Below are 1,048 nucleotides of genomic sequence, written 5' to 3' on the forward strand. Positions count from 1 at the left end.
GAGTATTTCCGGATTCCCCGAAGTATCCTCACGATTTGTGTGGGAAAGTCGACGTATGCACGCTGCGGCATTATTGTAAATGTCACGCCCTTCGAGCCAGAGTGGGAAGGGCATGCGACACTCGAGATCTCGAACACCACACCCCTCCCTGCGCGCCTCTATGCGGGAGAGGGGATTGCCCAGGTCATCTTCTTTGAAGCGGATGAAATATGTGAGCGGTCTTACGCGGACAAGCAAGGCAAGTATCAGGCTCAGCAAGAGATTACCCTACCCCGCATCTAGCGCTATCAGCCATCAGCGACGTCTCGGGTTCATTGGGTTTGTTGAGTTTGTTGGGTTTGCTCTGAACCCTGAACCCCGCCAGTCACCAATCACTAATCACCAGCCACCAATGACTGGCGCCTCAGCTGGCTAGGCGGCGCGGCGAAGTGAGAAGGGCCAAATCTTGAAGGTCCATTGGGTGGTAGAGCAAATGGTGTTGGCGCAACGGTACACCCGAAAGAGGAACCGATGGCGCTCGCCGGTGGGGATCAAGTAGCAGCCGCAGCGCGGGCAGGGGCGATAGTCGGCGTAGTATTGCTCCACATACTGGCGGATCTCTTTTAGATCGTAGAGAACATCGCCGCTTGGCGTGGGAAACATATATTCGGTGATCATGGGCTTCGTCTTTCCGCAATCAACAGTGCGTGGTCATGGTGCCAGATCACTTGGTCGATAGCAATCCTGAACCAATATGTATAACTGCGAGGATGCTCCTGAACGTCCCGCCTGAGTTCTTCTAGGTCAATCCATTTCCATTCCTCAACATCTTCGGGATTTGGCGCGGGTGCCCCATTGAATGTCCCGAGGAAAACATGGTCATATTCGTGCTCGGTCAGATCATGGTCGCATGTCACTTTATACGTGAAACTGAAGATTTCTCTCAGCTCACAATCGAAGCCCATTTCCTCTAGCAATCGTCGATGAGCCGCTCGGTCTGTTGGTTCTCCAGGCCTGGGATGGCTACAACACGTATTTGACCAGAGACCCCCGGAATGGTATTTCGTCC

2 protein-coding genes are annotated in these 1,048 nt (G+C 53.6%); one reads left to right on the forward strand and one right to left on the reverse strand.

Annotated elements, in window-relative coordinates:
• Positions 1-282 (forward strand): dCTP deaminase (dcd, locus tag V6D20_13135; GenBank protein ID HEY9816724.1); only part of this gene is annotated, 282 nt, incomplete at its 5' end.
• 129 nt (positions 283-411) lie between these two features.
• Here dcd and V6D20_13140 read toward each other — a convergent pair.
• Entirely contained in the window at positions 412-657 is a 246-nt protein-coding gene (locus V6D20_13140; protein HEY9816725.1) for a hypothetical protein, read from the reverse strand.
• Between the last annotated feature and the right edge of the window lie 391 nt (positions 658-1,048).

It is taken from the genome of Candidatus Obscuribacterales bacterium (assembly GCA_036703605.1).
Classification (GTDB): Bacteria; Cyanobacteriota; Cyanobacteriia; order RECH01; family RECH01; genus RECH01.

Excerpts from the sequence above, each read along its gene's own strand:
- V6D20_13140 (HEY9816725.1), bottom strand. The coding sequence starts at position 657 with ATGATCACCGAATATATGTTTCCCACGCCAAGCGGCGATGTTCTCTAC.